Here is a 21,722-nt window from a genome sequence, read left to right on the forward strand (position 1 = left end):
GCCCTGACAAGTTAAAACTTGTGCATCGATTTAATCATGGTCGGAACGTTCTTAAGGCACTCGACAACGATGATGTCATTCTTGCGTGCTTGGTCGACTTCAGCGGACATTACCACTAACATATTGTCGAAGCCGATTTGCCAGAATGTCATCTCGTAGTCGTGGTCTTCATCGCTACGACTCCCTTTCTCCGTGAACGTGGCGTTGTCGCCAATCATTTTCACTTTTGTCCCTTTTTCCTTCGCCTGCATTTCTACAAAGTCGACGGCCAAGGGTTCCGGCAAGACGTGCAAGTTAAAACGTAAGGTGATCCCGGACTCTTCCGCCGGAGTGATGACGACGGTATCTTCTGGCTCAACACTCTGCTTATACGTTTTTGGCATATCGAACTGCACGGTGTCGTTGGGAAACACGACTGTCTCGAAGCCAGGAGGACTAGGCGACGGTATGCTTGCCGGTCCACAACCACCAACTTGCAAGGCGAAACCGGCCCAAAGGCACACATGGACCGCAGCGTAATATGACTTGAGCATAACGATGGGAAGCTCCTGGTTTTGAAGGAACAACAGAGAGGAGACTCTCTAATTAGGATTTGGCGTCCTACGTTCAATACGTCGGACTATAAACCATAGCTTCAATCCACGCCCGAATATTCTTTGGCCTTTCGACGGTCGCTTCCCCTTGGTCGAAGATGAACTCTGCCACGCGGGTTGCGGTGGTGATTTCGGTTTCCAGAATCGAATCTTGCCGCGGGAAGAGCATCCCGTGCTCACGCTCGAATTGGTCCACCTGATCGGCGCTGCCGTGGGCGGCGGCAATGAACATGGCGTCATTAATTCGTTTCGGCTTGGTCGCATAAACGGCCATGCCGACAGCCGGGAAGATATAGAAGTTGTTGGCCTGCCCCGGGTGGAATGTCCTCCCGCCGATCGTGGTGTCGGGGAACTGCACCCCGGCGGCTACCAGGGCTTTGCCTTCCGTCCAGGTATAAATCTGCTCGGCGGTAGCTTCGGCGTGATCGGTGGGATTGCTTAAGGGGAAGATCACCGGACGATCGCACTGAGCGTACATCGTCTTGATGACTCCTTCTGTGAACAGCCCGCCGATGGTGCTCACACCAATCAGAATCGTCGGTCGCACCTCTTTGACGGCCTCTTCCAAATCGGTGGTGTCTTCCTGATCATGCGCATAAGCTTGCTGCGAAGGACTTAAATTTTCTCGCTTCTTGGTCAGCAGCCCATCGACATCGAACATAGCAATCTTCGCCCGAGCGTCTGCTTCGCTGAGCCCTTGCATTTTCATCGCTTCGACAATCATGTTGGCAATACCAATGCCTGCCGAGCCAGCCCCAGCGAAAAGTATCCGCTGATCGGTTAGCTTTTCGCGTTTGATTTGCAGCGCGGTGATCAGCCCGGCCAACGTCACGCTGGCGGTCCCTTGAATGTCGTCGTTGTAGACCAGGTATTTGTCTTGATAACGCTTGAGCAATCGAATGGCGTCGGTTCCCCTCCAGTCTTCGAAGTGAACGCAGACACCCGGGAAGACTTCGTTCGCCGCTTCCACGAACGCATCGACAATGGAATCGATCTCGTCCTCGGACGGTGTCGTTTCTCGCAGGCCGAGGTACAGCGGATCGGCCCGTAGCGCGGCATTGGTGGTGCCAATATCGAGATGAATCGGCAACAACACTTCCGGAGGAACCCCAGCACAAGCGGTGTAGAGTTGCAATTTGCCAATCGGAATCGGCGCACCGTTCAGGCCAATATCGCCCAGTCCTAAAATACGGCCCCCACTTGTCACGCAGATAAAGCGGACCTCTTTGCCAGGCCAGTTGGCCAGCACTTGAGCGAAACGATCCTTCATGTTTTTGTTCAGGTACATTCCTTGTGGCCGGCGATAAATGTGGCCATACGAAAGGCATGCGTCTGCGATCGTCGGATCGTATACAATGGGCACGAAGCGAGCCGGATCGCGCATCAGCGTGGCATAGAACAGCGTTGCATTACGCTCGACCAACTCTTGCAGGTAAACATACCGTTCGATATCGGACGGCTTCGAGTCGAGATGTCCGAGTATCCGTTCAATCTGCCGCTCTAACGTATCGACTCCCCAAGGCAGCAACCCTTCGAGCCCCAGTTGGGCACGCTCCTGTTCGGTAAACGCGGTCCCACGATTACGGTTTGGGTCGTTCAGAATTGTGAATTGGCTTGCGGTTTCCATCATCTCGCCCAATTAAAAAACAACTTCTTGGGAATGCGTAAACGTAGGCCAAGTTCTCGCTCGGACAAGCGACTGCCACAATAGCCACCCCATCTTAGGTGGCAGAGGAACGATATTTTGTTGGATATTTTGTTGAATATTGCCAGATCGTAGCCTGCTAGGCCAATACGCAATTCTCCTGCGTCGTGCAAATATCCTATCCCATCATAAGCCTCTTCCGATCGACCCTTTCGCGTGAACTTGCTTCAAGAGAACCTGGCAGAATCTTTTGCATAATCGTTAAAGTTTGCCACTTGATATGTCCCCTCATACGTTCTAAAACCGGGGCTTCGTTTTCCGGTTCTGCGAAGCACAAGGACCGGAAAGACCCGCTTCGATTCCCGCCTCACGGAGGTAGTTTCTCCCGATGACCCGATTTCCCCTCGCCTTGTTGTTGACCGCCGTTTTCAGTTCCTGCTTGCTCGCCGCCCCAGAAACGGGCGACCAGACTCCCCAAAAGGAAACGGAAACCAACAAGGTCGAAGCCAAGCCGTCGGATGATACCCAGAAGCCCGAAGAGGAGTTTCTGCACAAGCATCCGACTCTGGTGAAGATGTGGAAGCACTCTAACGAGATCCGCGCCCGTTACCAATTGCACGCTCAGCGGATCAGTCCCGAACTCACCAAGGCTGCTCAGGACCACGCTTGGTACATGGCCCGCACCGGACAGTTCAGTCACTCGGTCAACGGTGGCTTCGTCGCCCGCGCCCGACGTCACGCCTATCCTGGTTCCCCCTACGGCGAAATCATCCTCTACGGAGCCAACGGCATCTCCGATACGTTCAACGGTTGGCTCAACAGCCCTGGCCACCGTGCGATCCTACTAAGCGGTGCCCGCGAAGTTGGCTACGGTTACGCCGTCGGCCGCGATGGCCGCACGTATTGGGTGGGGGTATTTGGTAACTAAGGATTACCCAATACCACCAAACGATTATTCAAGAAACGAGCGATGCCAACGGGGCTTCGCTCGTTCTTTTTTTGCGCGTCGCTGCCACGCCTGGCCACAAGATTGCCTCCTCCTCAGGCCCGTGCTACTATTTTAGTATGAGTGAACCGATCCAGCTTTCTGACGCATTAGTAAACGAAGCCCGCGCGACAGGTGCGATGGCCGAGCGATCGCTTGCTAGCCAGATAGAATTATGGGCACAGCTAGGTAAAGTAATTGAACCTTTGCTTTACGGCGATCCGTCGCTTCCACGCAAAGAGCAGGAAGATGTTCAATCCCTTGCGCATGCATTGTCCTCGGTAGACAGTCCCCAAGGACAAGCGAGCCTACAAGCTTATCTTGCCAAACTCTCTTTTCCCCATTACGAGCCGACCAATAATCCCGATCTTCTAATCCGTATAGAAGAAGATGGCTCGCGAACCACAGGTGGGTTCGTCAACGGAAAGTTTGTGGCCTTTGAACAACGACTTGAAGAACAAGAGTAGCTCGTGAGCGAACCTCACCGACTGCAGCTTGGCCAACCGCCTCACTTACTTGCGATTGCTGGTCCCAATGGAGCAGGTAAAACAACCTTCTACCATTCCTTTATTGCTGATACAGGTTTTCGCCTGGTCAACGCGGACGTCCTTGCCAAGCAACTAGGGCTTACTCCTTATGCTGCAGCCAACGTTGCTGCAGGAATTCGTAAGCAGCTAGTTAAACGAAAGGAAAGTTTCGCCTTTGAAACCGTATTCTCTGACCCTGCAGGCGAAAAAGTCCAATTTCTAATTGACGCAGCCGAAGCTGGTTATGACGTAACTCTATGCTTCATTGGACTTGCTTCCGCAAAACTATCCGAGACAAGAGTTGCCATGCGGGTTTCACAAGGTGGTCATGATATTCCAGCAGACAAATTAAAAGCCCGTTACCCCCGAACCATGAAAAACTTAAAACAGGCTATTGAAAAACTTGAACGCGTTATCGTTTATGATCAAAGTGACCTTCAAAATCCGTTTCGTTGTTTAGCCCGTTTTGAACAAGGGCAACCGGTTTTTCTGGCTCAATCACTTCCAAGCTGGTTCTTATCAGCAAATCGGTAATCGATCTACGCGCGGGCTTTCTGTCCTAAGGCCACGCGGAGGGGGCAGGTCGCGGGGATTTCGTGACCTTGGCGGTAACGTTGCAGCAGTTCTTTAGAGCGTTGGGCCAGCATACGGCGGACTTCGCGGCGTTTGCCTTTGACGCGCGGGATTGTCATGGTGTCGTAGGCGGTCGTTTGATGCCGCATCCAGGCAATCACAGCCGACTCAGCCCGGCGCTCGATGGGGATTCGTTGCGTTCGGGCGACGGTGCCACTACCAACCGGCGTGGCGTGCTTGGTGACGGCCTTCGCGAAACGGTGGGCGAGAACGTCGAAGTCGGGATGAAAATCAAGGAACTTGACCACGGCACCGAAGAAGTCCTCGACGTATTCTTCCTGCACCTTTTCTCGCTTGGCGGCAGCGGCTTGCTGACGTTTGGCATAGGCATCGGTCGAGCGTTCAGCGGCTAAGCCGGCCTCGACTTGCCGGATTGTGGCAGCAGGCGCCCAGACGCCGCGCGAAAACATGCGCCGTCCTTTTTTCTCTTGCACCACCATGTGCTTGCCTGCTGCTTTTACGCGGCGAGTCAGCCCAGCGTCGCCAGGCGGAAGTAATTCCCAATCGGCAGGCACGGCATGTACGTTGCCGGCAGCATCCCGTACCGTGCGGTCCTGCGGACCTGGCGAATAAGCAGGTTGGGGCATCAACATCCTTTCGACTTCAGAACTTCCTTGCGTCTACGTACGTTCGAGGTGCCCATTTTAAGGCGCAAGCGCGAACAACCGAAGTGGGGCACCAAGCTTACAAGTGATGAATATGCTCTTCTTCTTCCGGCAAGATGCCCGCCATCAGTCGGCCAATTGGCTCGGTCGTTTTGAATCGCATCAGCACAATACGCACACTGGCGGTAATCGGTGCGGCCAAAAGCATGCCGACCGGGCCCCACAACATACCAAAGAAGGCCAAAGCCAGCAGAATTGTCGCCGGGTGAAGTTGCAAACCGTCTCCCATGATCTTCGGTTCGATGACGTTACCCATGATCATTTGTACGCTGCCGGGCAGCAAGATCGCAGCGGTAACCATCATGGGGGAATCACCGAACTGCACCAGCGCGATCGGCAACGGCAGGAAGGTGGCGATGATCGAACCAATCGAGGGAATGAAGTTCAAAAAGAACGCAAACAGTCCGAACATCGAAGCAAATTGCAGCCCCATCATCGACAGCAAAATCCAAACAAGAACCCCCGTTACCGCTGAGATGAAGAATTTCGTCGAAATATACTTCCGGACGTTCTGATCGATCTCGGCGTAAATCCCCTTCGAGATTTTGTAAGGATCGCGACCAGCGAGCATGAAGCCAACAAAAATCGACGTCAGCACGGTACTGCTTAGAATGTTCAGCAGGGTCACCCCCGCCCAACTTGCCACGGCTAAGTCAAACTGACGTAGCACCAACGTAATCACTTGGCGGAAGCGATCCTTCTGACTCTTCGTCCCCACGACTAGCCCGGTTTTGTCTTCGCTCTTTTCGCTGGTGGCCTCCTCACCTGCTTCCGCATCGGCATCGGTGGGCAACAATTCGGCGGCATCCCCCTCGGAAGATGTTTCGTCGTCGGCTGAATCGGTCAGGCTGGGAGAAGGATCTTGCTCTGGTGGAATACTCGGATTCAACACCAGACTGTTCTCGTTGAGTGCGTCTTCTTTGGTGATCACCGGTTTGCCGGTGGCAGGATCTTCGGTGGTGGGCAGTTCCGGCGTTGCTGGCAGATCTGGGGTATCGTCTTCTACGATGCCTACTTGTTCGAGCACACCAAAGACCCAATTCACAGGGCGTTCTAACGCCTGCTGTACTTTGGCCATGAAGATTCGGTTGTTGGTGACTTCCGTGACATTTTGAATCACCGAGAGCGCCAGCAAGGTCATCAGCACCAGCACTAGCACTACCAGCAATAGCGTTAGCGTCACCGAGACAAACTTACTTAACTTCAGCCGGATCATCTGGAAGTCGACAATCGGAGCAACCAGATAGTTCAGAAACAAGGCCAGCGTAAACGGCACCAACACAGCCCGTGCGTACGATATGCCGAACGAAAACGCAATAAAGGCCAATACCAGAAGTGCGCCGGTTTGAAGCCACGATTGTTCTTCGGTCAGCTTCTTAACCGACAATCCTTCTTGATTCATCGATGCTCCTCTGCTCCCAAAATCATGGCATTTCGATACGCCATTATTCCCGCGATCTGTGGCGTCGTGCAATGGGTTGGAAGCATGGTGGGAATTACTTGCTCAGTTTGGCGGAAAGTTCTTCGAGCAAACGATTCACGTAGTTGCCCATACGAGGTGGAGCTTGCTTCGCTCCGTCCGGAGTTCCCTTAAGCGTGCTAGCCAACGGCTTGGCCCGTTCTTCCATCGCATCGATCGAATTCAACGCCAGCATCGAGACATAAACCCCGTTCTGCGTGGGATCGATCATCTTGCCAAGTTGATCTAACGCCAGCTTCACGTCTTGTTCGTTTCCAAAACGCCCCAAAGCTTCGGCCGCGATACAGCGGACACTCTTCGACGAATCCTCAAGCGCGGCCCGCAGCCCGGAGCGTGCCTGGCCAAGCGCCGGTTCCCCTTGCATTAAGATGCCCAGTGCCGACCAATACCGCACCGTCACGTCGTCGGCCTTCAGGCCGTCGATCAAGTTCGGCAGAAAATCAGGACTGCGCTGCGCGGCCATTTCTGCGGTCGCCTGCACCCGGGCCAGGTGATAACGCTGCGGGTCGTGTCCCAATTCGTAGGGAGACAAATCGCCACGCTGTGCATGAATTTCTGCCTCCGGCATGAACCCGATATCACGGATCTCTTGCTGCCACTGGTGAATCGCGAATCGCATTTTTTCCAGTTGATCGGCATAGGCAGGGTCGGTCGCCAGGTTGTTGACTTCGTCCGGGTCGGTTGTCAGGTCGTAAAGTTCCTCGGCTGGTTTCGTTTCCCAGAAATGTCTTTGAGCCGCGTTCAGCTTGCCTTCGTCGTACATTTTCTTCCAAACCTGCGTGGTAGGCGTTTGGAACATATAGTCGATATGCTGACCATAAATTTTATGGGGCATGAACTGGCGAATGTAAACAAAGCGGCCATCGGTACACGAACGCACCAAGTCGTAACGTTCGTCCATGCGCCCACGAAAGCCGTACATATATTGTGGGTTCTTGGTCTCGAACGACCCCATGAAGGCGTCACCTTGCATCCACGGTTTCGGCTCGATACCGGCGAGGCTTAGCACGGTTGGGGCCAGGTCGATGAAGCTGACCAAACGATCCGACTCACCACCGACCTGGTAATCCTTCGGAGCGAGGTTCTTATACTTCTCTGGCACATGCACAATCATCGGCACATGCAAGCCGGAATCGTACGGCCAGCGTTTGCTGCGCGGCATACCGCTACCGTGATCGCCGTAGTAAAACACGATCGTCTCATCGTCCAAGCCGTCATCCTTCAACTGAGCCAGCACCAAGCCGACCTGTTTGTCCATCTCGGTGATCTTGTCGTAATACTGGGCCCAGTCGTGGCGAACTTCAGGCGTATCAGGATGGTAAGCCGGCAGCGGGGCTTTCGCCGGATCATGGACCAACGTGTGAGGTCGCTTGCGCAATTGGCTTTCGTGGCTGACCGTAAAGTTGAACACCGCAAAAAAGGGCTGCCCTTCCTTTCGCCCCCGCCAGTGTGCTTTGCCGTTCGACTGATCCCACACGAAGCCCTCTTTCGCTACGTTGTAATCTTCCTTGGAATTGTTCGTGCAGTAATAGCCTGCCTCGTGCAGGTAATACGGAAACATGTGCATATTCTTGGGCAGCAGGGTGTTGCTACGCATGTGTTCCGCTCCGGTCGCTGGCGGATAAATACCGGAGATAATCGTCGTTCGCGCCGGCGCACAAACGGGGGCATTCGACCAAGCTCGCTTGTAACGCATTCCCTGAGCCGCCAACGCATCGATATTGGGGGAATCGGAGTAGGTATCGCCGTAGCAACCTAGTTCTGGGCCGTTATCTTCGCTGGTAATCCACAAGATATTTGGCCGCGTCGGCTCTGTCTTTTCTTGGGCGACCACCAAACCACAACTCGTGGCAACGACAAACAAAACCAGCAGGTATCGCAGCATGGGGGAATCTCGCGAATCAGAAATGGGGCAATCAAGAGAAAATATCGGAAGAGGTGCAGGGAAGGCCTTCTATCATAACCCTTCTTGGTTCGCTTGTCATTTTTTCTGAACTCACCAATTTTTTCTTGCCGCAGGCGAGCAACTATTTCAGAATGCGGGCTCCGTAAACCTCCATCTCTGCTTCCCCCTCGCCCCATTTCAACCATGCCGACCGTTACCCCTGCGATCATCGATACCCATCAGCACCTTTGGGATCTGGAAAAGCTGGAACTGCCCTGGCTCAACAATGCTGGTCCTCCTTTAGCTGCTCAGCATTGGGTTGAAGAGTATGCTGCGGCAACCACCGGGCTGAATATACAAACGGCCATGTACATGGAAGTCGACGCGGCTGCCGACCAAAAGCAGCGCGAAGCCGACCACGTCTTGGCGCTGATTGCCTCTAGCAAGTCGTCCACCCGGTATGCGATTCTGTCGGCCAACCCCGGCCAAGATGGATTCCGTAAATTCGTCGCTCCCTTTCGCAACAACCAAGCGGTTAAAGGATTTCGCCAAGTACTGCATGGAGGAAACACGCCGGCTGGATATTGTTTGTCGCGAAAGTTCATCGACAACTGCCGCTACTTGGGCGAGTTGGGCAAAACGTTTGACCTTTGCCTGCGACCTAAGGAACTAAAAGATGCGGTTCGCTTGGCCGAAGCCTGTCCCAAGACACGCTTTGTGCTCGATCATTGTGGCAACGCCGATCCGAAGGCATTCTTTCCTCGTAGCGATGCCCGGCGCGGAGAGCCTGACCACGACGCCGACCAGTGGCGACAAGACATGGCCACCCTGGCCGAACAAGAGAACGTCTTCTGCAAGATCTCTGGCATTGTCGCGCGAGTACCAGAGAAGTGGAGCCCGGACGATCTGCAACCGATTGTTCAGCACTGCGCCGAAGCCTTCGGCGACCGCCGGATTGTGTTCGGCAGCGATTGGCCGGTCTGCAAACTAGGTGCCTCTCTGAAAGAATGGGTTACGGCGCTGCGTGAAATCATTTCTCCCTGGCCCACTGCGGCGCAAGCGCGGCTGTGGCGAGAGAACGCTCAGAACATCTACCAGATAACCGCCTAGCCATCATTTCACGGGACAAACGCCGCAAAAAAAGCGAGAGGGACCACACCAGTCGATCCCCCTCGCCTCAAGGGTTAGTAGCTCATCTTCGTGGAACAAGAAGATTGCTTACGCGAAGTGACACGGCTGGAAAAGGTCGTCCAAGTCGTCTTCACTGCCGACGATGGAATCGATGCTCTCACCCTCCGCAGCCGGTGCCTCGACCGCACCTTCGACGCCATTGGTAGCGGCTGCGGCCGCTACGGCGATCAGCACGCTATCGGCATCGGCCTTGGCTCCCCCCAAGCCGGAATTACCAAGGTCGTCGGTTACCAGGGTCAACGTCGCCGTTCCCTCGAAACCAGCACTGGGCGTATAAACCAACCCGTTCAGCAGCGAGTTGATCTGATCGATCGAACCCAGCAACTTATGCCGGAAACTCTCGAAGCCGTTCGCCAACGTCAGCAAGCCGTTATCGACACTCACGGTCACTTCCACCATGGCATCGGCGGCGTCCCCATCGGAAACGGAGATCGCGTTGCCGTTGGCTTCGTCAAACACGAGCGGCGTGGCATTGTCGGTCGACTGCTCGCCAGGCACCGAATTGATCGGCGCGGCATTCTGATTGGCTATTCCGCTTGGAGCCGAGACCGTCACCGTCACGTTTGCCTCGGAAGTCAGGCCATGCGAATCAGCAACGGTATAGCTGAAGCTCACCGTTGCCGGTTCGGCCAAATCGCCAAACTGACCACTCGGATCGAACGTCATGCTGCCGTCCGCATTAAGCGTGAGCACCGCTCCCGATTCCAGCGTGATCGATTGACCGACATTTTCCGCAGCACCATTCACGGCAGTCACGGTTAGCGTATCGCCGTTGTCGATATCGGTATCATTTGCCAGTACGCCAGAAACGGTTAACGAGAGAGCCGTGTCCGACTCTGTGGCATAGGCATCATCGGTTGCCACAGGGGCATCGTTAACGCCGGTAATCGTAATCTCGACATCGGCGGTCGCTGTGCCTAACGTGGCATCGGTCGTCGTGTACGAAACGGTTTCGACGGCCGTCTCTCCTTCGCCCAACGATGCGTAGTTGCCGGTTGGATCGAAACTAAGGCTACCATCGGCGTTGATCGTCACCGTGGCCCCCGAAGTCAGTTCCACCGGACTGCCGACGTTGACCGTTTCGCCGTTTACCTCGGTCACCGTCAAGCCGTCACCCACATCGTTGGTCAACACGCCAGCCGGATCGACCGACAACGGCGTGTTGGCATCGGTCGCGAAGCTATCGGCTTCCGCAATCGGTGACGCCACCACTTCGCCAACCGTCAGCAAGAACGATTCGGTGGTGGTCTCTTCCCCGTCGCTGACTGAAAGCGTGATGGTTGCCGTGCCGAACGCCCCGGCTAGCGGCGTCACCACCAACGTTTTGTCGGCCCCTTCGCCGGTGACGATAATCCCAGCCGGATCGACCAGGTCCGGGTTATCCGATGCAACGCTTACCGTCAAATCCTCCACCGCTGACTCGGCATCGCCAATGCTGAACGCCAGCGGGTCGGTTGCGTTGTCTTGATCAATCGTTTGATCATCGATGGGGGTAATCGTCGGCGGAGTATTGGCCACCACTTCGCCAACCGTCAGCACGAACGATTCTGTCGTCGTCTCTTCCCCGTCGCTGACTGAAAGCGTGATGGTTGCCGTGCCGAACGCTCCGGCCAGCGGCGTCACCACCAACGTCTTGTCGGCCCCTTCGCCGGTGACAATGATACCAGCCGGATCGACCAGGTCCGGGTTATCCGATGCAACGCTTACCGTCAAATTCTCCACCGCCGACTCGGCATCGCCAATGCTGAACGCCAGAGGGTCGGTTGCATTGTCTTGATCGATCGTTTGATCATCGATGGGGGTAATCGTAGGCGCAGTATTGGCTGCGGCGGCAATCGTTAACAGAAAGGTCTCGGCATCCGCCATGCCATGTTGGTCGATGCTCAGCACGCGAATGACGTATTCGCCAGGCATGACCTCGGCACCTGGGGCGATCGCCAACGTTGCTTCGCGGGCACCTGGTTCCTGGGTCAACGTGACAAAGTCAGGCGACTCGACATCCAGCAGCAGGAACAGTTCGTCCGCTTCGTTCTTGTCGGTCGCCGTGACGACCACTTCCACACTTTGCCCAGCCCCAACCGTTTGATCTGCGATTGGCTGCAAGTCGGGGGCATGATTCACTGCGATGGTTGCCGTAGCCACATGGCTATCGTACTCTCCATCGCTAATCGTAATCTCGACAATGCGAGAAGTCGGATCGGCATCGAGGCTAGTGTTGTTGTAGATGAGCGACCGCAGAACTTGGGCATAGTTCTCGGCGGTGTCCTCGCCAGTCAACAGAATCGAGTCTTCGCTGTACTCGACGCTGATGTTGGTCCCTTCCACGTTGACCGAAAGCGATTCGTCCGCACCGTCGAGACGGTTAGTCAGCGTAATGGTAGCCGATTGCAGCGTGGCGTCGTTTTCGTCCGAAACGCTTAGATCGGCATCGACAACGCTGACCGGGCCATGCCCGAGTTGCAGGACGGCGTTGTAGTCAATGCCTTCCTGATCTTCTCCATTGAGATCGACAACTGGACGCCCAACACGGACATCGATCATCAACTCTTCCACATCGGCATTGACCGGTTTGCCGTTTTCGACGGCAATGATCTTAACGCTATACAGCCCTTCTTGCTCGGCAGTTGGTGTCCACAGGAAATCGCCGGAGAACGTCATCGACATTCCTTCCGGTCGCTCGTCTCCGTCGGGATCGAGCTGATACATGACCGTCCTTGGCCCATCCTCCCCTTCGCTAACCGTTGCTCCCAGATCACCGAGGTTGAACTCGAGTGTCTGGCCGGCAAACACGGTTTGCGTGGGGACCGCTGACAAATCCAAGTCTAGCGGAGTACCACTCAACATGCTGCGATCTTCCAATAGTTCCCCGAACGAGGCTTGAAAACGGGGGCGTTTGAACCGCATTGAGAATCTCCGTAAATCTGATGGGCAATCATTCGACCTCGCTCCCTTGCGTGGTCGGCTTACGAGAGGCATTGTCAGCTCGACTTGAGAGAATTCCAGCACGCCTAACGATTTTCAGGAACTTTCAGCACCGACAGCATCGTCGTCATGCATGAAGCTATCTCGATTCAATCGCCACCGACTGATGAATGCTGCCGCTATCAATCGACACACGCTTTTATCTCGATGAATCAACGACGACAGCCGCTTAGCACACAGACGCTTGTTTTACCGACATCCTGAAGACTTCTAACAAAGAGAATCAAAAGATCTCCATTGATTACTTATCAACACTCCCTTACCTATCGATGCATTCTGACTGCGTGAAAAAAACCTGCCTTTTCCGCCAAGTTTTTTCCGCTTGGCAACCAACTGTCTCTCGATAGCAAGCGTACACAAGAGAAGACACGGAACCTCTCCCTTGAAGAAGGAGGGACAGGGTGTGGGATTCTCAAAGGGCGTTGCGGATGATCAATAGCCTGCGTATGCAGGCGATCAGAACGGTCATTTTGGATTAGATGCTTCCGCAAATTCCGGTGCGTGGAACGCACCCTACTTACTCACGCAAGTGAAGACACGAGGCCGAATTAGAGATTTTTAAATGCCACTCTGCACTTACCACGGCTGCGAAACTTGCTGTTTACTTCCCGTCTTCGGCCAGCACACCGCGGATGATGTCGCGATCGAAGTAGTTGGTGCTCATGCCGGCGTCGACCGGGATGTTTTGGGCCTGAATGCCGCTAGAACGTGGGCTTAAGAGAAACACCGCCACATCGGCCGCTTCTTGCGTGGTGACGGCCGATTTGCGAGGAATCGCCTGCTCGGCGAACAGGTACGCGTCGACATAGCCAGGGATGCCTGCCGAAGCGGATGTCTTCAGCAAGCTCGGTCCGACGGCATTAAAACGAACACGCGAGAACGCGCTAAAGCTCTTCGCCAGGAATGCCAGCGAAGAATCGAGGGCCGCCTTGATGGGTGCCATGAAGCCGTAGTTCTCGCTCGCCATGCGGGTGGTCGAGATCGAGATCGTCACGACCGAGGCATCGGCGTCGAACAGGTCTTTCAATGCGTTTGAAAGCTTAACCAGCGAGAAGCACGAGATGTCGACCGCCTGCAGGAACTGGGCCTTGGTCGTTTCGTGAAACGGCTTCATCCCCTCCGAATAATCAGCAAACGCAATGGAATGTACCAGGCCGTGGATTGTGATCCCTTGAGCCGATAGTTCGTCTCGCACACGGTCGATCTCTTCCTGGCTTTCGACATCGCAGATCAGCACCTGGCGATCAGCCAGCAGCTTGGCGGTCGATTCTTTACGGGCTTCGCTACGAACGATGTAAATCACCGTTGCCCCGGCCTCTTCCAGCGTTTTGGCAATGTGCCAGGCCACGCTTTTACGATTGGCCACGCCGGTGACGACGATGTTCTTGCCTGCGAGTTTTAAAAAGTCGTTCATCAGCGTTAAGCCCGCCGAGCGGACCGAGAAGCGGTTGGAATCCGGTGGGGAATGGCGATAGGGTTTTCGGTCCGCACAGCGGACCCTACATTTACGTTTCGCCGAATTTTTTAGGGTGCCATGCTTACGTCTTCGTAAGCATGCTAAGCCCAAAAAGACGACGACATCAGAACGATGAATCGGACCTTAATCGGTTTCCATTTGCGCGACGGTACAGGCAAAGTCGAAACGCATGGCCAGTTTACCGGCCACTGTCACCTTGCCGGTCATGAAGAAGGCATCTGCCATCCGCTCGTTGAGCTTGACTTCCATTTGGATGCAATCGCCTGGGCGAACCATTTTCTTGAACTTCACATCGTTCAACCGCGTAGCAACCGGCACCCCCTCCCCGTCCACCACAAACTTCGAGAGCAAAATGGCACCGGCTTGCATGGTCGCTTCACACAAAATAACGCCGGGCACCAGCGGATAGTCCGGGTAATGACCTTGAAAGAAGTACTCGTCCGGCGTGAACGTTTTTTTGCAGACAATCCGATCTTCGGTTTGCTCGACAACTTCGTCGACCAACAACATGGGTCCGCGATGAGGGATGGCCGCTTCGATGGCAGGGTTCGGCATGGTGGCTCCTGAAGTAATTGGCTCGTGGAAACTAGTTGGCACTGTCAGCCAATTGCGAAGGCATAGACGATTTCATCAGGAACGAATCGACATCGTTCGCCACGATCACGCCATAATTAATGGCACCGAGCCAGCCTGACATGATGATACCGACGCTGCCGGCGTGATACAGACCAGGGATTTGTTCTGGCAAAGCCCGGCTGACGGCTAGTCCTTCAAACTTGGTACCAAAGCTGGAACCGAGTTGATGCTTGGTGTAATGCTGGAACGTCTTAGGTGTCGAGACTTCGACATGGTCGACCCGCTCGCGGACATTGGGAACATATTTTTCCAAGGCGTCGAGTGTGTTTTCGGCCAGGTCGTCTTTGCTGGCTTTGTACTCTTCTTCCGACAGATTCGCCCAGTCTTCAAAGCGAGCGTTCGTACTGGAAACGACCAGCGAACGGGGCCGCCCCTGGGGACGCGTACGCGGGTAATAGAACGAATAAGTTCGGCTGGTGATGTCGCGGCTCAGCAACAAATCGGTGCGGAACGTGGGAGCCGTGCTGCTGAAGAGCAGGTCGCCCGTTTCTTCTGGGATTTGATCGTCCGGCTTCATCGCGATGTAAACCTGGGTGCTGGAATTGTTCAGCCGCACCTCTTTGGCCTCGTCGATGAACTTCTTATCGAAGTACTGTTCCCCAATCAGGTTGAAGATCGTCAGTTTCAAGTTCGAGTTCGACACGATCGACTTACAACGAATCGTCTTACCGTTGACGGTGATACTTTTGACTTTGCCGTTTTCGAGATTGATTTTCTGCACATCAGCGTTGATGCGCACATCGACGCCAGACTTCTTCAGGTCGTCGTGCATCAAGTGAATCAGGCGGTCGGTGCCCCCTTCAAAGGTAAACACACCTTTGCTCATGAAGTTGGAAAACACAATCCCGTAGCTGATCGCCGGGTCTTCCAAGGTCGAACCGTTGGCGTACGTGATCGGTTCCATCAACAGGCGGATCACGTCTTCACGGCCGGGGAAGAACTTGGCGAATAGTTCTTTCGTGGTCATTCCCTGATCGTCGTAGAAGTTCATCCCACGCGCCGTATCGAAGAACGCCTTGACGGTTTCTTCGGGCAGTTTGAACTCGGTGATCAGCAGCTTGGTGAAGTCGTCGCGATTGAATGTCGTCGAGAGCGAGAACATTGGGTTGTCGAAGCGAATGTTCTTCAGCTGCACGATCGAGTCAGCGATCTCGCGCGTCCAATAGCGGCGGCAGCTTTTGATCATGCCGATCGGAAAACCATGCAGCGAGATATCGAAGATGTGCCCGCCAGGTCGTTTGAACCACGTGGCCATTCCGCCCAATTTGTAATGCTGTTCACACAACAACACACTGCGTCCCTGGCGAGCCAGCGTATTGGCCGCCGTCAAACCGGCCAGGCCACTACCAATCACGACCACGTCGTATTCGTCTTGTGTGTCTTTGAGAAAGTCTTTTGCCATGATCTACCTATTGGCATTCTTGCCCCACGCTACTGTCTCTCGAAAGAGAGGGCTAAGATGAGGGGCGAAGCATTTAACGTGTGCTAGTTAGGTTGTGCTTGAATCGGGATGTAGGCGTCGCAAGGCCCTGCGTACGTTGGTCTGGAACCGAGACGATGCGTTGCCACGCGTTGTTTTATGGCTGCTGGTTAGCAGGGCTTGGTGCGTCGAGACGCACCCTACTTTGTTGGTTGTTTGCTAGTTTTCGTTCGCCCCTCACCCTGGCCCTCTCCCCTCAGGGGCGAGGGGACGGCGTTGGGTTTAAAAACCCAGGCGAGGAGCGCGGAGCATGGCGTCACGCGGCGTCTTTCAGGCAGTAGCGGTTGGCAACCGAAACCCCACTCATGATCGAGCCGATGATGCCGACGTAACCTTGGTCGGTTCCACAAATATACAAATTATCGAGGTGCGTGGTGCCGTCGAGATGCTTTTCGGGGGCACCATATACGGCCCCGTTCTTATGCCACGTGTAACGGTGGATCGTCTTGGGCGTAAACATATCGACCGCCACCACATGACGACGGAACTCAGGGATGAACCGCACCACGCTGTCGCTGATTAAGTCGTACCACCGATTTTTCTCGAAACGGTAACGCTCTTCAGGCAGCTCGGTCCAGCGATCGTAGTTGGCCAACGCGGTCACGCGTAAATAGCCTTCGTCCAGGTTCGCCCCGTCCTGATAGTCGAAATTGTTCGGCGAACAAATCACGCCGGTTCGCACATCGCACAGATCGTCTTCCGGCTTCACCCAATGGAAGGTAGGGGAATCGTTGAAGAAGACAATCGTCGAGTCGTAACCTACTTCGACCGGTTGTTTCTTGATGACCGAGATCGTTTCGACAAAGCTCAAACGGCCAGGCTCGCTCGGGGGTGGCTTGAGGCCCTCTTCGCACATCCGCATCGTTTCCCACCAACCGGCGGACGAAATCACTTTGCGGGCGGAGATCTGACGACCATCATCCAGCGTCACGCCAACCGCGTTCCCTTCTTCAACTTTGATCGAAGCAACGCCGGTTCGTAGTTTGAGTTCGCCACCCAGTTCGCGATATTTCTTCACCAGGTTTTTCAGCAGCAGCCGCACTCCCTTCAGCGGGCGAGCGAAGCCTTCCATGTATATGCTGCGAAACATAATGCAAAATTGGCCCCAATCCATGTCCTGCTCGCGGGCATTGCCGTACCACATCAGTGGGCATAGCAGCATCTCGATCAGCAGTGGATCGGTGATAATCTCGGCCAGACGTTGCCGGGCGGAACCAGCGTAGTTTTCGGCGGTGATGTCGTCGTAATCGATAATCTGCCCGCGCAGGCGATCGAAGTTGTCGATCTGTTTGGGGAAACGCTGCGCGATCTGGCTGCGGAGTAACTGAATGTCGTTATCGAACTTCAGTTCCACTCCAGGGAACATCACCTTCGATCCCAACTGCGGGCAGAGGGCGAACTCGTCCCACTTGAAACGCAACTGACGCAGTAGCCGGCCAAGCGGACCTTTCTTTTCCCCTTTTTGGGTGAAGTTGGTCACCGCATGCAAGCCGACGTCGAAGTCGCGACCCGCCATCCGATAGAACGAATTCAGACCGCCGATCGTGTTGTGTCGCTCCAGAATGCAGACACTTTGACCGAAATAGGCCAAGCGAATTCCGGCCGCCAGCCCGGACATGCCTGCGCCAATGATGATCGTGTCGTACATGGTGAAGAGATAGCCCTTCTAACGTCCAACTTCTGGTTCCCTCGCCCCTGAGGGGAAAGGGACTAGAAGCGTGAATATATCGTAGGGTGCGTCTTGACGCACCAGAACCTGCCCAGAGGCATATCGAAGACATCTACGTGAAAACGTAATTGCCCAGACAAACGGCTCGACAGGCAACACCCCGTGCGTTTGCGTTGCCACGCGGAAAGAGATCGCGGCGTTGCTTCACAGGGCATGGTGCGTCGAGACGCACCCTACGCCTGTTCCGCCTGCGACCGTCAATTACAGGTCTTTCATCTTTGGCTCGAGATAGGTGACCGTGCTGGTCATCGAAGCCAACTCCGGATAATCCTCTTCCGGAATCTGCACGCGATGCCGCTTGCGCAGTTCCATCACGATATCGAGGAAGTCCATGCTGTCGAGTTCCAACTGGTCACGGAAGGGCTTATCGTCGTCGATATCCGTGATGTCGTCATCCGGAGCGATGTCCCGCAAAATATCCAAAATCTCTTCACGGATTTCTCCTGGCGTCATCCCGTTGTGGCTCCTTCGACCGTTGTCTAAAGCTTTTTGATGATTACTACTGAGTTAATACCAAGCATCCCGAACGAGTTGTTCAAGATTGCCTTCACGTTTCCAAGTTCTCGTGGCTGGTTCAAAACCAAGCCATCGATCGCGCACTCTGGGTCCAGCTGGTCGACGTTGATCGTGGCGTGACAAACGCCGTCGTTAAACGCTGGTAAGTTGCCGGAAAGCTCAAGTGCTCCGGCGGCCCCCATCGCGTGACCGATAAAACTCTTTGTATTGTTGATGAACGTTGTTTCGCTTTTACCGAACACTTCGCGAATCGCAGTGCATTCTTGCTGATCGCCGAGCGTCGTGCCGGTGGCGTGCGTGCTGACGATATCGATGTCGGTGGCGTTCATCCCGGCGCGCTTCAGGGCCAAGTTCATGCACTGCACTTGGCGTTCGGGGTTGGGCAGCACAAAGTCGGTCGCGTCGGTGTTCATCGCGTAGCCGGCAAGTTCGCCATAAATCTTTGCACCGCGTTTTTTGGCATCCGATAACCGCTCAAGTGTATAAATGCAGCCCCCTTCGGAAACAACAATTCCGTTCCGCTGGGTATCAAAGGGGCGGGATGCTTTGGTTGGGTCTTCGTGCGAGGCCAACGCCCCTTGGCTTTTAAAACCGGCGAAGATGCCAAACGTTTGAATGCTTTCCGATACGCCCCCTGCTAAGGCCAGGTCGCATTCGCCTAGCCGCAACATCTGAGCACCTTGAATCAGGCCTGCATTGCCAGCGGCACAGGCCGCCCCAATGGTGTAATGCGGGCCCACGATGCCCATGGTCAAACAAATTTCGCCAGCCGGATTGTTGGCGACTGTGCGGGGGTTGTGATGATGCGACCAGAACGAGGTGTCGTAGTCGTATCCCTTGATGTTGTAGACCTCGTTTTCGGTCTCCACATTGCCATGCTCGGTCACGCCGATGTAAACGCCGACCATGCTTTTGTCGGTGTTTTCCCAATCGATCCCGCTATCGGCGATTGCTTCACCGGAACAATAAATTCCGATACTACCGGCACGGGTTCCGCGACGAATGTCCCGCTTCTTTTGGTAGCGGGTTGCTTCGTAATTGCAGATCCCAGCTAACGTTTCACCAATGTAGCGAATCTCGTAGTTCGAGACACCGCTCTTGCCGCTTAACAGTGCTTCCCGATACTCCACGAACGAATTGCCGTTCGGTGCGGTCAGACCGACGCCCGTGATGACAATGCGTTGCGAATCGGGTAGTTGTTCAGCAGTGGCAATCATTTGCCCATCCTCGGCAATTTAACGGAAACCGTTCAAGCTACCGATTCCCAGGAACCTTGACAAGTCACCCGCGAGAAGCCAATTCCTCGCCCAGGCGGCGCATTCCCTCTTCTGTCGAGACATGGGGGACATATCCCAAGTCGTGACGTGCAGCGGAGATATCGAAATAATGATGGGTCGCTAACTGCCGCGCCAGAAAGCGTGTCATCCGTGGTTCTTCATTCATACGGCCGACCATTTTATAAGCCGTTTCCATCATTGCACCGGCATAATAGGCAACGTTTGCCGAAACTCGTTTGCGAACCGGAGCGATCTCTTCCAGGGCTAAGATTTCGTTAATCCAGTCCCACAAGCGAACCGGAGCCCCCTGAGTGATGAAATAGGCTTTGCCGCCAACTTGCTCTGGCGAGCACAACAATGCTCCAGCAGCCTGAATATGGGCGGCAGCGGCATTCTCGACAAAAACCATGTCGACCAAGTTTTTTCCGTCACCCACGACCCGCAGTTTGCCTGTTTTCGCCCGATCGATTAAACGAGGGATTAAATGTTGATCGCGTGGCCCCCAAATCAGGTGAGGTCTTAAAGCACACGTCCGCAGCGAGCCAGGCTGATCTGCGGAGAGCACCATTTGCTCGGCCAGGGCTTTTGAATGCGGATAATGGGCCAACCACTTCTCCGGGTAAGGGGCCGACTCGTTCACCCCCTTCTGATCGGTACCATCAAAAGTCACGCTAGGGCTGCTGCAATAGACCAGCCGCGCGACGCCCAATTTCTGGCAAGCAGCCAAAATATTCTTGGTCCCCTGGACGTTGATCCCATAATAATCGGGCCAACGCCCCCAAATTCCGGCGATTGCGGCAACATGAAAGACGACTTCGCAGCCGTTTACCGCCCGCTCGACGGCATCGTTGTCGCGTAAGTCTCCCTGGACGCACTCGACTCCCAACTGCTCGAGCTCGGGGTAGCGTTGGCGACTGAGAATGCGAACCTCTTCCCCCAACAGGAGTAACTGTTCGACAATGTAACGACCGAGGAAGCCTCCTCCGCCGGTGACCAACATGCTCAAAGTGTGCTCCGCGTAGCTATCCGTTTGAAATGCCTTGAATCATCGACTTGGGAATCTTAAAGCGGTAGGAACCACTCATCGGCTGACTGGCTCCGTCACGCGTGACCGCTTCGCCAGGCAGGTCGAGGTATAGGTTTTCGATTGCGTTGGGATCGAAGTCTTCTGGCACGTCAAACACAATCACGTCCGTCCCTTCTTCCAGCGGCTCGAACGTTTTCTTAGGCGTCCACCATTTCAGGTCGGACAGGTCGTCGAACATGATGGGATCGTAAGTCCGCTTCTCCTCGTCCGAAATCTGTGCCGTTCGCAAGGCTCCGCTAGGAGAGGTGAAGACGTTTCCGTACCAGCTTTTGAATTGGAAAGTCTTATCGGATCGATTCGACAATTCCAAGTAGACATTGATGTAGGGGCGTCCTGAAGTCACGATTTCGCCCCGTTCGTCACGCCCTCGTACTTCCCCCCAGTCGACATGGTTAACCTTCACTCTAAAGCCTTCCATGGTGGCAGAATTTTTGGCGGGAATCCATTTAATGTACTGCTCGCCTGTTTCTGCTTGGGTAATCCGTTCTTGGATTTGATTTCCACGATTGAAGTCGGCTTCGTCCACCACCACTTCTTCGCTATCGCCACGGTCGGCAGTGACATACAAATACACCACAAACAAACCCGCCGCCGACAGCAGACTAAAGAACACGATATAGCCGGTTTTGATGATGGTTTTCCAAGGAATCTCTCCCTTTTCCGCCTCGGCGTTCTCCGCATCTGGGTCGGTGTTGTCGCTCTCTGCTGCTTTGGCCTTCCCCTTGGCGTTGGCCCGGCTTCCGCTTTGCTTGGGTGTGATCACCGGCCCTACCGCTGGCGCCGCCTGAGGGACAACAAACACACCTTGGCACGTAGGACACTGAACCTGAGTTCCCGCAGGCGAGGTAACGTTCAACACGGTCGAACAGTGAGGACACTTCAAATGCATGAGAGAGACAAGCCTTTTGCGGTCAGAAAAGAGGAACCCATCCTA

At 54.7% G+C, this 21,722-nt stretch carries 18 protein-coding genes; 4 read left to right on the forward strand and 14 right to left on the reverse strand.

Going from position 1 to position 21,722, the window contains the following annotated elements; translation table 11 throughout:
* Window positions 1–11 precede the first annotated feature (11 nt).
* Window positions 12–533, reverse strand: coding sequence for a hypothetical protein (locus DTL42_RS04325; RefSeq protein ID WP_114367446.1), 522 nt, complete (start codon window positions 531–533; stop codon window positions 12–14).
* 73 nt (window positions 534–606) lie between these two features.
* Window positions 607–2,223: an NAD-dependent malic enzyme gene (locus DTL42_RS04330; RefSeq protein ID WP_114367447.1), complete on the reverse strand. Its 1,617-nt coding sequence runs from the start codon at window positions 2,221–2,223 to the stop codon at window positions 607–609.
* A gap of 403 nt (window positions 2,224–2,626) precedes the next feature.
* On the opposite strand from DTL42_RS04330, the gene DTL42_RS04335 reads away from it, so the two are divergent.
* From DTL42_RS04335 to DTL42_RS04345, 3 genes are all read left to right on the forward strand, one after another.
* Window positions 2,627–3,166 (forward strand): CAP domain-containing protein, encoded by a 540-nt coding sequence (locus tag DTL42_RS04335; protein ID WP_114367448.1) that lies wholly within the window; start codon window positions 2,627–2,629, stop codon window positions 3,164–3,166.
* A gap of 137 nt (window positions 3,167–3,303) precedes the next feature.
* Complete coding sequence (locus DTL42_RS04340) at window positions 3,304–3,690, forward strand: TA system antitoxin ParD family protein (RefSeq protein ID WP_114367449.1); 387 nt, start codon at window positions 3,304–3,306, stop codon at window positions 3,688–3,690.
* Window positions 3,691–3,693: 3 nt separating this feature from the next.
* Window positions 3,694–4,284 (forward strand): zeta toxin family protein, encoded by a 591-nt coding sequence (locus DTL42_RS04345; protein ID WP_114367450.1) that lies wholly within the window; start codon window positions 3,694–3,696, stop codon window positions 4,282–4,284.
* 5 nt (window positions 4,285–4,289) lie between these two features.
* On the opposite strand, the gene DTL42_RS04350 is transcribed toward DTL42_RS04345, so the two are convergent.
* From DTL42_RS04350 to DTL42_RS04360, 3 genes are all read right to left on the reverse strand, one after another.
* Window positions 4,290–4,970: a DUF2293 domain-containing protein gene (locus DTL42_RS04350; RefSeq protein WP_114367998.1), complete on the reverse strand. Its 681-nt coding sequence runs from the start codon at window positions 4,968–4,970 to the stop codon at window positions 4,290–4,292.
* A gap of 97 nt (window positions 4,971–5,067) precedes the next feature.
* Entirely contained in the window at window positions 5,068–6,450 is a 1,383-nt protein-coding gene (locus DTL42_RS04355; RefSeq protein WP_114367451.1) for an AI-2E family transporter, read from the reverse strand.
* 94 nt (window positions 6,451–6,544) lie between these two features.
* A complete protein-coding gene (locus DTL42_RS04360) occupies window positions 6,545–8,413 on the reverse strand; it encodes a sulfatase-like hydrolase/transferase (protein ID WP_114367452.1) in 1,869 nt (622 codons plus the stop codon).
* Window positions 8,414–8,617: 204 nt separating this feature from the next.
* Here DTL42_RS04360 and DTL42_RS04365 point away from each other — a divergent pair, with 204 nt between their 5' ends.
* A complete protein-coding gene (locus DTL42_RS04365) occupies window positions 8,618–9,523 on the forward strand; it encodes an amidohydrolase family protein (protein WP_114367453.1) in 906 nt (301 codons plus the stop codon).
* 108 nt (window positions 9,524–9,631) lie between these two features.
* On the opposite strand, the gene DTL42_RS04370 is transcribed toward DTL42_RS04365, so the two are convergent.
* The 9 genes from DTL42_RS04370 to DTL42_RS04410 form a co-directional block, all read right to left on the reverse strand.
* The gene (locus tag DTL42_RS04370) at window positions 9,632–12,508 is read right to left on the reverse strand and encodes an Ig-like domain-containing protein (protein ID WP_158545229.1); all 2,877 of its coding nucleotides are present in this window, start codon (window positions 12,506–12,508) and stop codon (window positions 9,632–9,634) included.
* A gap of 679 nt (window positions 12,509–13,187) precedes the next feature.
* A complete protein-coding gene (locus DTL42_RS04375) occupies window positions 13,188–14,000 on the reverse strand; it encodes an enoyl-ACP reductase FabI (RefSeq protein ID WP_114367455.1) in 813 nt (270 codons plus the stop codon).
* 186 nt (window positions 14,001–14,186) lie between these two features.
* The gene (locus DTL42_RS04380) at window positions 14,187–14,618 is read right to left on the reverse strand and encodes a 3-hydroxyacyl-ACP dehydratase FabZ family protein (RefSeq protein ID WP_114367456.1); all 432 of its coding nucleotides are present in this window, start codon (window positions 14,616–14,618) and stop codon (window positions 14,187–14,189) included.
* 31 nt (window positions 14,619–14,649) lie between these two features.
* Window positions 14,650–16,101 carry a phytoene desaturase family protein gene (locus DTL42_RS04385; protein WP_114367457.1) on the reverse strand — a complete coding sequence of 484 codons (1,452 nt, stop codon included), beginning with the start codon at window positions 16,099–16,101 and terminating at the stop codon, window positions 14,650–14,652.
* 334 nt (window positions 16,102–16,435) lie between these two features.
* Window positions 16,436–17,827: a phytoene desaturase family protein gene (locus tag DTL42_RS04390; RefSeq protein ID WP_114367458.1), complete on the reverse strand. Its 1,392-nt coding sequence runs from the start codon at window positions 17,825–17,827 to the stop codon at window positions 16,436–16,438.
* Window positions 17,828–18,109: 282 nt separating this feature from the next.
* Window positions 18,110–18,361: an acyl carrier protein gene (locus DTL42_RS04395; protein ID WP_105332189.1), complete on the reverse strand. Its 252-nt coding sequence runs from the start codon at window positions 18,359–18,361 to the stop codon at window positions 18,110–18,112.
* 26 nt (window positions 18,362–18,387) lie between these two features.
* Window positions 18,388–19,641, reverse strand: coding sequence for a beta-ketoacyl-[acyl-carrier-protein] synthase family protein (locus tag DTL42_RS04400; RefSeq protein ID WP_114367459.1), 1,254 nt, complete (start codon window positions 19,639–19,641; stop codon window positions 18,388–18,390).
* A 64-nt stretch (window positions 19,642–19,705) separates the two neighbouring features.
* Window positions 19,706–20,701 (reverse strand): NAD-dependent epimerase/dehydratase family protein, encoded by a 996-nt coding sequence (locus DTL42_RS04405; protein WP_338065619.1) that lies wholly within the window; start codon window positions 20,699–20,701, stop codon window positions 19,706–19,708.
* 22 nt (window positions 20,702–20,723) lie between these two features.
* A complete protein-coding gene (locus tag DTL42_RS04410; RefSeq protein WP_114367461.1) occupies window positions 20,724–21,677 on the reverse strand; it encodes an MJ0042-type zinc finger domain-containing protein in 954 nt (317 codons plus the stop codon).
* Window positions 21,678–21,722: the final 45 nt, after the last annotated feature.

The sequence above is a fragment of the Bremerella cremea genome (genome assembly GCF_003335505.1).
Lineage (GTDB): Bacteria > Planctomycetota > Planctomycetia > Pirellulales > Pirellulaceae > Bremerella > Bremerella cremea_A.